This is a genomic window from Pseudosulfitobacter pseudonitzschiae, assembly GCF_900129395.1.
Lineage (GTDB): Bacteria > Pseudomonadota > Alphaproteobacteria > Rhodobacterales > Rhodobacteraceae > Pseudosulfitobacter > Pseudosulfitobacter pseudonitzschiae.
Genome location: NZ_FQVP01000005.1, coordinates 246,353 through 258,301, shown reverse-complemented (window position 1 = coordinate 258,301; position 11,949 = coordinate 246,353). Strand labels below are relative to the sequence as shown.

At 60.7% G+C, this 11,949-nt stretch carries 12 protein-coding genes; 2 read left to right on the top strand and 10 right to left on the bottom strand.

The window, feature by feature from the left end; translation table 11 throughout:
• Positions 1–26 precede the first annotated feature (26 nt).
• The 3 genes from BUC08_RS15845 to BUC08_RS15835 form a co-directional block, all read right to left on the bottom strand.
• Positions 27–368, bottom strand: coding sequence for a hypothetical protein (locus tag BUC08_RS15845; RefSeq protein ID WP_037925720.1), 342 nt, complete (start codon positions 366–368; stop codon positions 27–29).
• A 7-nt stretch (positions 369–375) separates the two neighbouring features.
• Positions 376–2,226 (bottom strand): ABCB family ABC transporter ATP-binding protein/permease, encoded by a 1,851-nt coding sequence (locus tag BUC08_RS15840; RefSeq protein ID WP_037925722.1) that lies wholly within the window; start codon positions 2,224–2,226, stop codon positions 376–378.
• Positions 2,227–2,295: 69 nt separating this feature from the next.
• Positions 2,296–3,732 (bottom strand): LysM peptidoglycan-binding domain-containing protein, encoded by a 1,437-nt coding sequence (locus BUC08_RS15835; protein WP_037925724.1) that lies wholly within the window; start codon positions 3,730–3,732, stop codon positions 2,296–2,298.
• A 131-nt stretch (positions 3,733–3,863) separates the two neighbouring features.
• Between BUC08_RS15835 and BUC08_RS15830 the strand changes: the two genes are divergently transcribed.
• Positions 3,864–4,412: an LOG family protein gene (locus BUC08_RS15830; protein WP_037925726.1), complete on the top strand. Its 549-nt coding sequence runs from the start codon at positions 3,864–3,866 to the stop codon at positions 4,410–4,412.
• On the opposite strand, the gene rarD is transcribed toward BUC08_RS15830, so the two are convergent.
• The 4 genes from rarD to BUC08_RS24370 all read right to left on the bottom strand — a co-directional run bounded on the left by rarD (position 4,349) and on the right by BUC08_RS24370 (position 7,190).
• Positions 4,349–5,290, bottom strand: a complete 942-nt coding sequence (gene rarD / locus BUC08_RS15825) for an EamA family transporter RarD (protein WP_051694264.1) — start codon at positions 5,288–5,290, stop codon at positions 4,349–4,351. The two genes, BUC08_RS15830 and rarD, sit on opposite strands and share 64 nt — an antisense overlap.
• 139 nt (positions 5,291–5,429) lie before the next feature.
• A complete protein-coding gene (locus BUC08_RS15820) occupies positions 5,430–6,029 on the bottom strand; it encodes a superoxide dismutase (RefSeq protein ID WP_037925728.1) in 600 nt (199 codons plus the stop codon).
• A 112-nt stretch (positions 6,030–6,141) separates the two neighbouring features.
• On the bottom strand, positions 6,142–6,567 hold the full coding sequence (locus BUC08_RS15815) for an immunoglobulin domain-containing family protein (RefSeq protein ID WP_037925730.1): 426 nt from the start codon (positions 6,565–6,567) through the stop codon (positions 6,142–6,144).
• On the bottom strand, positions 6,567–7,190 hold the full coding sequence (locus tag BUC08_RS24370; protein ID WP_143186763.1) for a hypothetical protein: 624 nt from the start codon (positions 7,188–7,190) through the stop codon (positions 6,567–6,569). The genes BUC08_RS15815 and BUC08_RS24370 overlap by 1 nt, the downstream gene beginning before the upstream one ends.
• A gap of 158 nt (positions 7,191–7,348) precedes the next feature.
• Between BUC08_RS24370 and BUC08_RS15805 the strand changes: the two genes are divergently transcribed.
• Positions 7,349–7,957, top strand: coding sequence for an NADAR family protein (locus BUC08_RS15805; RefSeq protein ID WP_073194283.1), 609 nt, complete (start codon positions 7,349–7,351; stop codon positions 7,955–7,957).
• A 54-nt stretch (positions 7,958–8,011) separates the two neighbouring features.
• On the opposite strand, the gene BUC08_RS15800 is transcribed toward BUC08_RS15805, so the two are convergent.
• Genes BUC08_RS15800 through BUC08_RS15790 form a run of 3 tightly spaced genes read right to left on the bottom strand, consistent with a single transcriptional unit; the run spans position 8,012 to position 11,920 of the window.
• A complete protein-coding gene (locus tag BUC08_RS15800; RefSeq protein ID WP_037925732.1) occupies positions 8,012–8,581 on the bottom strand; it encodes a sarcosine oxidase subunit gamma in 570 nt (189 codons plus the stop codon).
• Positions 8,574–11,594, bottom strand: a complete 3,021-nt coding sequence (locus BUC08_RS15795; protein ID WP_037925735.1) for a sarcosine oxidase subunit alpha family protein — start codon at positions 11,592–11,594, stop codon at positions 8,574–8,576. The genes BUC08_RS15800 and BUC08_RS15795 overlap by 8 nt, the downstream gene beginning before the upstream one ends.
• Positions 11,591–11,920, bottom strand: coding sequence for a sarcosine oxidase subunit delta (locus BUC08_RS15790; RefSeq protein WP_037925739.1), 330 nt, complete (start codon positions 11,918–11,920; stop codon positions 11,591–11,593). Before BUC08_RS15790 ends, BUC08_RS15795 begins: the two co-directional genes overlap by 4 nt.
• Positions 11,921–11,949 lie beyond the last annotated feature (29 nt).

The window sequence follows — 11,949 nt, the reverse complement described above, 5'->3', positions numbered from 1 at the left end:
GTGGCCGACAGTGCCGTGGTCACGGACTATCCTGTCCCCTTGCTCCGCTCCGCCGGATCAAGCGCGGCCCACCAGTCTGCATAGGTTGAGTTTTGTGGCGCGGTCTGTGTCTGGTCGGGCGCGTCATCATCCCACCAGACAGGTCCGCGTTCACCCAAGGCCTCTTTGGCCTCTTGCACACGGGCGCGCGCGTCACGCATCGCTGCGTCGTCCCCGGCAAGGCGCACGTCCATCCGCGCCCGCATCAGCCGCTTGATTGCAGCGCGACGCACATCGTCGGGCAAGGCAGGATTGGTGGTGCGCCAAAGCCGCCCCTTGGACACGAAATAGCGCCCGTCGGGCGTATGCGGGTAATCCTTTGGCGGCATCCGGGCTTCAGTCCTCTTCGAACTGCTGACGGTTCCACAGTTGCGCATAGCGGCCCGCCTGCGCCAGCAGCGCCTCGTGCGTGCCGTGTTCGACGATCTTGCCCTTTTCCAGCACGATGATCCGGTCCGCCTCGGAAATGGTGCTGAGCCGGTGCGCGATGGTCAGTACAGTCCGCCCCCGCCCTGCGGCCATCAGCGCCGATTTGATCTCTTGCTCGGTCTCGCTGTCCAATGCGCTGGTGGCTTCGTCCAGCAATAGGATCGGCGGGTCTTTCAGCAAGGTCCGCGCAATGCCGACGCGCTGTTTCTCGCCGCCCGACAGCTTCAGGCCACGCTCACCCACGGCAGTGTCATAGCCATCGGGGAGGCTCAGGATAAAGTCATGGATCTGCGCCGACCGCGCCGCTGCCTCGATCTCGTCCTGCGTGGCATCCCCACGTCCGTAGGCGATGTTGTAGCGGATGGTGTCGTTGAAAAGCACCGTGTCCTGCGGCACCACGCCGATGGCGGCGTGCAGGCTGTCCTGCGTGACATCACGCACGTCCTGTCCGTCGATGCGTAGCGCGCCGCTGCCGACGTCGTAGAACCGGAACAGCAAACGGCCAATGGTGGACTTGCCCGATCCGGTCGATCCGACAATGGCCACCATTTCCCCCGGTTCCGCTGTCAGGGTGATCCCCTTGAGGATCGCGCGTTCGCTGTCATAGCCAAAGTGCACGTCGTCCAGTTCGATGCGCCCGCCGGTAACCTTCAACGGCTTGGCGTCGGGCTTGTCCGTGACCTCGGCGGGTTGTTCCAGAAGATCGAACATCTCGCCCATGTCCACCAGCGCCTGACGGATTTCGCGGTAGACCGAGCCCAGGAAGTTCAGCGGCAGGGTGATCTGGATCATATAGGCGTTGACCATGACGAAATCGCCCACCGTCAGCGTGCCGTTCTGTACGCCCACAGCCGCCATGACCATGACCCCCACCAATCCGCAGGTGATCAGGAACGACTGGCCAAAGTTCAGGAAGGCCAGCGAATAGGACGTCTTGATCGCCGCCGCCTCGTATCCGGCCATGGCCTTGTCATAGCGATACGCCTCGCGCGCTTCGGCACCGAAATATTTGACGGTTTCATAGTTCAGCAGGCTGTCGATGGCCTTTTGGTTGGCATCGGTGTCCTGATCGTTCATCTCGCGGCGCAGTTTCACGCGCCATTCTGTCACCTTGAACGTGAACCAGACGTAGAGCGCGATGGTGAAGGCGACGATGGCCAGGTACATCCAGTCGAACAGCACCGTCAGGATGATCCCGATCAAGAGCAGTTCCAGCACCAGAGGACCGATGGAGAACAGCAAGAAGCGCAGAAGGAAATCCACGCCCTTCACGCCCCGTTCGATGATCCGGCTCAGCCCGCCGGTCTTGCGGGTGATGTGATAGCGCATCGACAGACGGTGGATGTGTTCAAAGGTTTCCAGCGCCAGCATGCGCAACGCGCGCTGGCCCACGCGGGCAAAGATCGCATCGCGCAGTTGTTGAAAGCCCACGTTCATCAGGCGCGCCACACCGTAGGCAACCGTCAGGCCAACCGCCCCCAGCGCCAGCGCCGAGACGCCCTCGCCCGACAGCACGTTGACCGCGTCGCGAAAGATGATGGGGATGTAGACAGACACGAGCTTTGACACCAGGAGCGCCACCAGCGCCCAGACCACGCGGTGTTTCACCCAAGGCTGGTTGTCCGGCCAGAGGTAGGGCATGACCTTGCGAATGGTACGCCAGCCCGAGCGGCGTTCGGCGCGGGAGTCTTCGCGGTCAATCTCGGCTTGGGCCGCGACATCTGTGTCTGCGGCGGCGCTGGCTGTGTCGGCTGGCATGAAGGGTCCTGTTTTGCTGGCCTTCTACATAGGCCGGCCAGCGCGCGGATGCCAGTGCTGCGGGCTGCTTTAGTCCGGCAAGGCAAAGACCTGGCCCGGATAGATCAGATCGGGGTTTCGAATGCTGTCGCGGTTGGCCTCAAAGACGCGCACGTACATCACGCCCTCGCCATAGCGGTCGCGGGCGATGGCCCACAGCGTGTTGCCGGTTTGAACCGTCACCGCCTTGACCGCTGTGTCCTGTGGACCGGTTTGCGCGGCCAATGCAGCCGGGTCTTCGCGTTTGAACGGGGTTTCGGCGCGGCTGACAACCTCGCCTTGCGGGTTCATCTCGTCCACGCGCAGGGTGTAGACGCCACCGTCCACATGCGGCAGGTCACCCCGCCAGCGGCCACGGGCATCTACGGGCAGGTCGATGACGGCCGCATTATCAAGGTAAACGCGCACCGAACCATCACGCCCGATTGCCCGGCCAGACAATTGCACGCTGCCATCATCGGAATAGCCGATGGTGTCGATCGACACGTTCAGTTTCGTCATGGCGGTCGGGTTGTTGACCAGTTCGACGCCCTCTGCATCGGATTTCAGGATGGCGACGGTGGCGTCGGCTGGCGTCGACGTTCCGGCATCGGTTTGTGCCGGTGCCGCGTTCTGTGCCGTCTGCCTTGTATCTTGCGTGGCGGTTGTCTGTGCCTGTTCTGATGGCTCGGTTGTGTCCGCAGTCTGAACGGTGTCTTCCTGCGCCGCGCCAGCCCCGGTGCCTGCCGTTTGGGGCGATGCTTCGGTTTGCGCAGGTTCGGTCTGCGCCGTCACGACCGGTGTCTCTGCGGTCGTTGTTGTTGCTTCGCCAGCTGTCGCACCCCCTGCCACAGCCACCTGTGCGGGCGCGGGCGTGGTTTCTGCAGAGGTCGCGACACCATCGTCCGACTTCGGATCAGCCGTATCGGGGGCAGGTGTTACAGTTTCGCCGACCGCCTGCCCGGCCTCTGCCACTTGGGTGGCATCCGACTGTGGCGTCATCGGCGCCAGAACGATCTCTTCCGCACCGATGACATCGCCGTCGGGACCGCGCTGGATGATGCTGAGAATTTGCGGCTGCGTGCTGGGTTCGATCAGCGTCACGGCGGCAAAGGCCCCCTGTCTGCTGGCTTGTGCCGTGGTGTTCTCGACCCCGTCGAGCAACACAGAAACGGTGCTGTCAGGAGCCGCGCGACCGGCGACGACAAATACGCCATCTGCCTCAAGCCGCACTTCGTCGATGATGGGCGGTGTCGGTGTCTCGGTCGCTTGGGGCGTTGACGCATCCTGGGGTGCTGCGACGCTTTCAGATGTTTGAGCTTTGGGCGGCTCTGACCCCGGTGCGCCCTCGGGCGCCTGCATCACGGCAATTGGAGCATCGATTGGCGCTGGTTTGAGAAAATACCAGCCCAACCCGGCAGCAATCGCGACAACCGCCGCCGCTGCGACACCCGCAGGTGCCCCCGAATAAGATGAAAACTTGCTCATGTCAGTCGCGCGCCCGCACGGCGCCCCCCAGTAGGCCCAAGTGCCGTTGAGCTTACATATCAAGCGCGCTATCACCGGTCAAAAGCCTAGCGATGACAACCCCGTTTATTTTCAAGACCCTGAGGTGAACCATGCTGAAGTCTGTCTGTGTTTTCTGCGGCTCCCGCACCGGCAATGATCCCGATTATGCAAATCAGGCGACAGCCCTTGGCACCGCGCTGGCTGAAAACAACTGGCGGCTGGTGTATGGCGCGGGCGATGTGGGGCTGATGGGCACCGTGGCGCGAGCCACGCAAACCGCTGGCGGTGATACCTTTGGCGTGATCCCCGCGCACCTGGTGGCCTGGGAGGTCGGCAAGGTTGATCTGACCCGCTATATCGTCACCGAGACCATGCACGAGCGCAAGAAAGTCATGTTCATGAACTGCGATGCGGTGGTGCTGTTGCCGGGCGGTGCCGGATCGCTGGACGAGATTTTCGAAGTGTTGACATGGCGTCAGCTCGGCCTGCACGAGAAGCCGGTAGTTGTTTTGAATTCAAATGGTTACTGGGACCCGTTCATCCAGTTGTTGAAGCATGTTGTGGATCAGGGTTTTGCAGATGCCAGCCTGCTGGATTACATCATTCCGGTGCCGGACGCCGCCGCTGCCACTGCCGCTTTGCGTGACGCCCTGTCCTGAGCAAACATGCTGGCGGCATAGATCGCCAGCGCCAGCCAGATCAGGCCAAAGGCAATCATGTGCCAGAGGGTGAACGGCTCTTTGAACACGAAGACCGCGCAAGAGAACTGCAATGTGGGGTTGAGATATTGCACCAGCCCCAACGAGGTCATCCGCACCCGTCGCGCCGCATAGCTGAACAGGATCAGCGGCAACGCCGTCACCGGCCCCGAGATCAACAGCACGCCCATGGTCCACGCCCCTGCATGAAACGCCGAACCGCCCGTGTGTTCCGATTGCAACAATACGAACACGGCAATGGGCAGCATCAACAGCACCTCGGCGGTGACGGACACCACAGGTCCGATATCCAACCGCTTTTTGATCAGCGCGTAGAGGCCGAAACTGAGCGCCAGTGTCAGCGCGATCCACGGTGGCGCTTGCAACCCTACGGTCAGCAACACCACCGCCCCCGTGGCCAGCGCCACCGCCACCCACTGGCTGCGCATCATTGCCTCGCCAAAAATCACGCGGCCAATGACCACCGCCACCAGCGGCAGAATGTAATACCCCAAGCTGCTCTCGGTGGTGCGCCCCGCCGCGACAGCCCAGATGAACAGGAACCAGTTCGTTCCGATCATCAGCGAGGCCAGCCCCACGGTGGCCAGCTTGCGCCGCGTGTTCACTGCCGCAAGAACCTGCCCCAGCCGCCCTTGCAGCGCCAGAACGCCGCCAAAGAACACCAGCGACCAGACCGTGCGATGCGCAAGGACTTCGATCGCGGGCACATGCGAGACCTGTTTGTAAAAGATCGGCGACAGTCCCCAGATCATACAGGCACCGATGGCCGCCAGAACGCCTTTGGCTTGTGGCGACAGAATCTTGGGGGTGTGGCTCATGCTGCCATCAAGAGCGCGATTGCGCGACCGCCGCAAGAAAGAACGCCCCGTCAAACGCAAAACGCCCCGCAGAACTCTGCGGGGCGTTTCAGGTATCTTGGTGCGGCGCGCTTGAGTGCGCGCCCCGTTGTTTACGCGCTTACATGCGCGAGGCAACGTTTTCCCAGTTGACCAGATTGTCGAGGAAGTTGGTCAGATAGTCAGGACGCTTGTTGCGGAAATCGATGTAGTAGGAGTGTTCCCACACATCGCACCCCAGCAGCGCGGTTTGACCAAAGCACACGGGGTTCACGCCGTTCTCGGTCTTGGTGACCTTCAGGCCGCCATCGGTGTCTTTGACCAGCCAAGCCCAACCCGAGCCGAACTGACCCGCGCCTGCGGCTTTGAATTCGTCCTTGAACTTGTCAACCGAGCCAAAGCTTTCGGTGATCGCCTTTTCCAGATCGCCCGGCATCTTGCTGGCGTCGGGGGTCATCATTTCCCAGAACTGGTTGTGGTTCCAAAGCTGGCTGATGTTGTTGAAGATACCCGATTGCGCGACGGCCTTGGGATCGTAGGTGCCCTTGATGATCTCTTCAAGCGACTTGCCATCCCATTCGGTGCCTTCAATCGCCTTGTTGCCGTTTGTGACATAGGCGTTGTGGTGAATGTCGTGGTGGAATTCCAGCGTCTCGGCGGACATGCCCTTGGAGGCAAGTGCATCGTGCGCATACGGAAGGTCGGGAAGTTCAAAAGCCATCGGGAAGGCCTCCTGATTTCTATTTCGGTTACGTCACATGAAGCGCGACTGGGTGGTTCGTCAAGAGCACCCCACATATTTCAACGCGCGAAGTCCAAAATTGGTCCGGGCACTACTTTATAATTTTGCACTGCCCCTGGGTCGCGTAAATGCCGTCGTTGCTGGGAATAGTTGACCGCATTCGAATATTCAGCGTCTTTTTGTCAATTGATGCGCGGTAGATCACCCGCCCGATGCTGTAGCCCTGTCGATATTTCAAGCCGTTCAGCTCCCAACCAATCTGAATCCGACGCCCTTCGTTCGACATCAGTTTCACGGGAATGGGAACCTCATGCACTTCGTGGATCATCGCGTCATATGCGGCAGGGTTTGTCCAACCGCCCTTGAACGACACAAAAATCTTCTCGCCAAAGCCACCATTGGTGCTGAGCCTGACAAGGTCGCATTCCAGTGTGAAATCTTGCGCGGCAAGCCCTGTCGGCACGCCGAGAACCGAAGTGGCCGCGGTCACGCAGGCAAGGAAGGTTTTCTTTATCATCAATCTGTTACCTGAAAATCTTTCGGTGGTTTTGTCCGGCTGACACATGTACCCTTGCCGGAAAACCGTTGCGCGAAATGGGCGGGTTTCGCCAGGACGGAAATGGCCTGCGTCGTTGTGTTCAATTTGGCGATATAGCTGAATGTGGGCACGTTCTCGCCCTTTGCATCTCTGGCATTTGCGATAATCCATGTGATCCTGTAGGTATCACCGTTCTTGCGGGCACGCGCGGTGATAGGAGATCCCACAAAAGTAAGGATTACATTGTCGATGACGGTGACCTTGCCTCTGTCATCAAAGACCAGGCCGATCTTTGGCGACACCCAACCGTCCGGTCTCTTGGTGTCCATGTCGCAATCGTAAAAGACGCCAGCGAATGCGCCGCTACAGCTTAAAATCCAAATGGTCGCAGCCTTAGCAACGGCCCACAAACACTTGCGCATGAAATACTTTCCCGAAAACTGCAGGTCCAACCTAAGCTTTCGAGGACTTTTGAAACAACCCTTAAATGATGCCAGATCAAGTTTTTTCAACTTGAACGTCAATCGACTGTGCCCCGTCGATCCAGAGCACATGTGGCGCACACCAATGTCGATCACCTCGAACGCCAGGACACGCGGCATCGCGATGTTCAAAAAAGGACGGTATTGTGACTTTGCACGCCATAACAGGCGTCTTATGCATGTCGCATCCCCATGCCGAAGCATACTCGGCCTTGAATTCCTAGAAACGTGCAATAGCCCATCAAGGCAGCCCGTCGCAAAACGCAGTGAGGACCCCGATGTCAGACCGGGCAAGACAATCATCGCAGGACACGCTGACACTGAAGTATGACCAGACCTGGGCCGCGACCCAGGCGCGGCACCCGCGCTGCAGTTTCCTTATGTTCTGGGGGCATCGGGCGCGGGCGGGGCAGCCCGTGCGCGAAAGCTGTTTCAGCCAGTGGTTTCCCAGCCCGTTCAAACATCAGGGCCAGCGTTATGCCACTGCGGAACACTGGATGATGGCAGGCAAGGCGCGTGTGTTCGGCGACACGGCGATGGAGCAGGCGATTGCCGCCTCGGACGATCCGCGCGAGGTCAAGGCGCTGGGACGCAAGATCAAGGGCTTTGACGCGGCGGTTTGGTCACGCCACAAGGTCGGTATCGTCTACGAGGGCAATCTGGCAAAGTTCCGGGCGCATCGTGACATGGCGGCCTTTCTGGTCAAGACCGATCCCAAGATCCTGGTCGAGGCCAGTCCGGTCGATCCGGTCTGGGGGATTGGATTGGGACGGGATGATCCCAACGCGGAACGGCCAGAGAAATGGCGGGGCGAAAACCTGCTGGGCTTTTGCCTGATGGCCGTGCGCGATACGTTGATCGCCGAAGGCATCAAGGGCTGCCGCTGAACTTCACCCATCCGTCATCATCGGGGCGACGGGGTACGCCGCCCCTGATCTGATTTAGAAGAACCCGACCTCGGACCCCGGTTGTACCGCCACTTTCAGCAGGTCGAACGCATATTGCGCCTGACTGCGGAAGGTGATGATGCGGAACGTATCGGGCGCGTGCAGCCAGAAGGCCGCCGGGACCTGTGCCATGCGGCTGCGGCGGAACATACCCTCCTTGAACACGTCAGGCGACAGATCAACCGGCACCAGCTTGGCCAGTGCTTCGCGGGCATGTGGGCCGCTCAGGTCAAAGACCGCGCGGGCGTCCGACACGTCCACACTCAACGCATGGGCACCGTCCAGGCTCTTGCGCATTTTCGCAAGATTGTCCGCGACCGTCTCATAGGGGCACAGCACCAGCAACTCGTCCGGGCTCATCCAGCAGATACCGCGCTGGTCAACGCAATTGACCTGGTTGGGCGCAGGCATGTCCACACCTGCGACGTCCGTGGCGGCGGATTTGACGGCAGTGCTGGCCGTGTCGCCGCGCAGGGTGATCATGCCCTGCAAGCCGATCTCGCGCACTTCGGCGATGCCGTCCGCATAGGTTTTCTGGTTCAACGCACTGACGATGTTAGACATTCGGCTTCTCCCCTTCGGGGTCATAGAAAACGGGTGATACGATCTTGGCCTTGTACTCTTTGCCGTCCGTGCCGGGGAAAGTCAGAACCTCGCCCATGCGGTCCGGCCCGTTCAGCACCAGCCCCATGGCAATCCCCCGGTCGAGGTTCGGGGAATGATAGGTCGAGGTCACGCGGCCTTGGGTCTCGCGCTGGCCGTTGGCGTTGGTGCCCTCGGCCGAGGCATAGGCCCCATCCGGCAGGGTCGATCCATCGACGGTTTCCAGCCCCACAAGCTGCCAGCGGGTCGGGTCGACCATATGGCTGCGTTCCTGGCCGCGTTTGCCGATGAAATCGTCCTTTTTCTTCGAAATCGCCCAGTGCAGGCCCAGATCCTGCGGGATTACCGTGCCATCGGTTTCGTCCCCGATCATGATAAAGCCCTTTTCGGCGCGCAGGATGTGCAGGCATTCGGTGCCATAGGGCATCACGCCCAACCCGGCACCAACCGCCATCAACGCATCCCAAAGCGCCTGTCCCTTCGACGCAGGGACCGCGATTTCATAGCTCAGCTCGCCCGAGAACGAGATCCGGTAGACGCGCACGTCAAAGCCACCCAGCGTGCCGTCGGCCCAATCCATGAAGCCAAGCGCCTCGGCGCTGACATCCATGCCGCCCAGATGCTCCAAGGCTTCGCGCGCCTTGGGGCCGACCACGGCGATCTGCGCGTATTGTTCGGTCACGTTGGCCACGTAGACCTGCCACGTCCACCATTCGGTTTGCAGCCATTCCTCCATATGGGCGTGGATACGCTCAGCGCCGCCCGTGGTGGTGTGGCACAGCCATGTGTGCTCGTCGATGCGTGCAACCACACCGTCGTCGATCAAAAAGCCGTTCTCGTCGCACATCAGACCATAGCGGCATTTGCCGGGTTTCAGCGTGGACATCATGTTGGTGTACATCATGTCCAGGAACTTGCCTGCATCCGGTCCGCGCACGATGATCTTGCCCAGCGTGCTGGCGTCCAGCATGCCAAGGTTTTCGCGGGTGTTCTTGGTCTCGCGCATCACCGCATCATGGGTGCTTTCACCGCTGCGGACATAGGCATATGGCCTGCGCCAATGTCCCACGGGTTCCCATTCGGCACCGTTTTCGTCGTGCCAGTCGTGCATGGGCGTTCGGCGGATAGGCTGGAACACATCGCCACGTGCCTCGCCGCCGATAGCGCCCATGGAAATGGGCGTATAGGGCGGGCGGAACGTGGTGGTGCCGGTCTGCGGGATCGGCTGGTTCAGACTGTCCGACAGGATCGCCAGACCGTTGATATTGCTCAGCTTGCCCTGATCCGTTGCCATGCCCAGAGTGGTATAGCGCTTGGCATGTTCGACCGAATGAAAGCCCTCTTGCGCCGCCAGTTGCACGTCGCTGACTTTCACGTCGTTCTGATAGTCCAGCCACGCCTTGCTGCGCAGCTTGATCCCTGCCCCCTGCGGCATCAGCCAGACGGGCGCCATCGGGGCCTCGGGGGTGTGGCTGGCTTCGGGTGCGGCAGAGGCGTTGCGGGCTGTCTTGTGGCCTGTCGAGGTCGCGGCGGCCTGGCCTGCGGCATCTGCGTTCGACAATACATCGGCCAGCAAAAGCGCCCCGCTGGCACTGCCTGCGGCAGTCACAAAGGCTTTGCCGTCCGCACCTGTCGGAGCTTTGTCCACATCCGGTTTGAACGCGGCCTGAGCCGTATCCCAGGTCAACTTGCCACCACAATGGGACCACAAGTGCACCACTGGCGACCAACCACCCGACATGGCAACCACGTCACATGGAATTGTTTCCAAAATGGAACCTTCGCCCGCTTGTGAACACACGGCAACACCGGTCACGCGCTTGCCGCCCATGACGGTCGAGACACCGTGACCCATCAGCACGCGAATGCCCAACGCCTTGGCCTGCGCCATCAGTGCGCTGTCGGTGGGCAACACCCGCGCATCCAGGATTGCCGGTACGTCCAAACCCGCGTGTTTCAAGGCGATTGCCGTAAGGTAAGCATTATCGTTGTTCGTCACAACAACCGTGCGATCCCCGGGCGAGACGCCGAAATTGGTCACATAATCGCGCACGGCTGAAGCCAGCATGACACCGGGAATGTCATTTCCGGCAAAGCTGAGCGGGCGTTCGATGGCCCCTGTGGCGGTCACGATGTGCCCGGCACGGATGCGCCACAGGCGGTGACGCGGGCCGGTCATGTCCGGCGCGTGATCGGTCAGACGCTCATAGGCCAGAACATAACCGTGGTCATAAACGCCCGCCCCCATCATGCGACGGCGCAAGGTGACGTTGTCCATGGCTTCAAGGGCCGCGACGGTTTCATCCACGTAGTTATCCACAGGCTTGCCTGCGATTTCGCCGCCGTCCACCGGGGCACGCCCGCCCCAATGCGCCGTCTGTTCGATCAGCATCACGCGGGCACCGGTGTCTGCAGCAGCTTTGGCCGCTTGCAGACCGGCCACACCGCCGCCGATCACCAGAACATCGCAGAAGGCGTAGAAATGTTCATATGTGTCATCGTCACGCTCTTTCGGCGCGGCGCCCAGACCGGCAGCCTTGCGGATGAATGGCTCGTAGACATGTTTCCACAGCGGACGCGGGTACATGAACGTCTTGTAATAGAACCCCGCAGGCATGAACCGCGACATCTGGGCGTTGATGGCGCCCACATCAAATTCAAGGCTGGGCCAGTGGTTCTGGCTTTTGGCAGTCAGCCCGTCAAACAGCTCGGTCGTGGTGACGCGCTGGTTCGGCTCGAACCGGCCCCCCAGTCCAAGATTGACCAGCCCGTTCGGCTCTTCTGCTCCGCTGGCGACAATGCCACGCGGACGGTGGTATTTAAAGCTGCGCCCGACCAGCATCTGGTCATTGGCCAGAAGCGCCGAGGCCAGCGTGTCGCCCTCGTAACCCGTCATGTGTTGACCGTTAAAGGTAAAGCTCACGGCGCGGGATTTGTTCAACAGGCGACCGCCTGTGGCAAGACGGGTGCTCATTGAAACTCTCTCCATGTCCAGCCAGGGACTTTTTTGCTGATTGTGTCACGCAGGTCTTTGGGCGGCTCGTGTGTCTGGGCCGCATAGGTGCCGTAGACCTCAAGCGTGGTTGTGCTGCGCGCGGCATGAAACCACTTGCCGCAGCCGTAAACGTGGCGCCAGCGTTCGAAATGCACGCCCTTGGGGTTTTCGCGCATGAACAAATACTCTTCGAACTGATCCGCGGTCGAGCCGGGGCCATGTCGTTTCAAATGCGCTTCGCCGCCTGCGTGGAACTCGGTTTCTTCGCCGGTCACGCCGCAACAGGGACAGGTCAGGATCAGCATGGGCAGGCCTCGTTTTGATATGCGGACAT

Bases quoted from the DNA above. Each gene is read 5' to 3' on its own strand.
- BUC08_RS15790 (WP_037925739.1), bottom strand. From the start codon at position 11,920: ATGCTGATCCTGACCTGTCCCTGTTGCGGCGTGACCGGCGAAGAAACC.
- BUC08_RS15800 (WP_037925732.1), bottom strand. From the start codon at position 8,581: ATGTCTAACATCGTCAGTGCGTTGAACCAGAAAACCTATGCGGACGGC.
- BUC08_RS15840 (WP_037925722.1), bottom strand. From the start codon at position 2,226: ATGCCAGCCGACACAGCCAGCGCCGCCGCAGACACAGATGTCGCGGCC.
- BUC08_RS15795 (WP_037925735.1), bottom strand. From the start codon at position 11,594: ATGAGCACCCGTCTTGCCACAGGCGGTCGCCTGTTGAACAAATCCCGC.
- BUC08_RS24370 (WP_143186763.1), bottom strand. From the start codon at position 7,190: ATGCCGCGTGTCCTGGCGTTCGAGGTGATCGACATTGGTGTGCGCCAC.
- BUC08_RS15820 (WP_037925728.1), bottom strand. From the start codon at position 6,029: ATGGCTTTTGAACTTCCCGACCTTCCGTATGCGCACGATGCACTTGCC.
- BUC08_RS15830 (WP_037925726.1), top strand. From the start codon at position 3,864: ATGCTGAAGTCTGTCTGTGTTTTCTGCGGCTCCCGCACCGGCAATGAT.
- BUC08_RS15815 (WP_037925730.1), bottom strand. From the start codon at position 6,567: ATGATAAAGAAAACCTTCCTTGCCTGCGTGACCGCGGCCACTTCGGTT.
- rarD (WP_051694264.1), bottom strand. From the start codon at position 5,290: ATGAGCCACACCCCCAAGATTCTGTCGCCACAAGCCAAAGGCGTTCTG.
- BUC08_RS15835 (WP_037925724.1), bottom strand. From the start codon at position 3,732: ATGAGCAAGTTTTCATCTTATTCGGGGGCACCTGCGGGTGTCGCAGCG.
- BUC08_RS15805 (WP_073194283.1), top strand. From the start codon at position 7,349: ATGTCAGACCGGGCAAGACAATCATCGCAGGACACGCTGACACTGAAG.
- BUC08_RS15845 (WP_037925720.1), bottom strand. From the start codon at position 368: ATGCCGCCAAAGGATTACCCGCATACGCCCGACGGGCGCTATTTCGTG.